Source organism: Acidovorax sp. GW460-11-11-14-LB4, from assembly GCF_059423685.1.
In genome coordinates, this window is sequence record NZ_JBWKYJ010000155.1 from 1 (window position 1) to 533 (window position 533).

Annotated in this window: 1 pseudogene; it reads left to right on the forward strand. The window is 67.2% G+C overall.

Annotated features, from left to right (window positions below):
* Positions 1-533: pseudogene (locus AC07X4_RS24010) on the forward strand (RHS repeat-associated core domain-containing protein); the annotation flags it as partial.

Consider the following 533-nt stretch of genomic DNA (forward strand, 5'->3'; position numbering starts at 1 on the left):
GGCAGCCACACGGAGCAGCACTACCGCTACGACCACCAGCACAGGCTGACCCAGGTGGCGGTGGTGCGGGCGGGCAAAGACGGTCAGCCGCAAAGCCAAGTCTTCAGCTACCAGTACGACGCACTGGGCAGGCGCATCGCCAAGACTGACAGCTTTGGCACCACGCACTTCACCTGGGACGGAATGCGGCTGCTGCAGGAAAGCCGGGGCGGGCACACGAGCACCTACGTCTACGAGCCGGGCAGCTACGTGCCCCTGGCGCGCATCGACGGAAGTGGCGGCATAGAGCCACACGCTGCGGCTGCGCATGCGCTGGGCGGAGGATCAGACAGTGCACAAGGCAAGCCAGCCAGCGTGCCCACGACCAACCCGGGCTGGAGCGACCGGTTCAACGTGGGGGCGGCGGCGAACGACGGGCCCACCGATGGCTTGGCCAGAGCGGACGCAAAGACCGCAGCCGCAGCCGCAACTCCAACGGCGCAGGCAGCGCAGATGTATTACTTCCACACCCAGCCCAACGGCCTGCCGGAAGA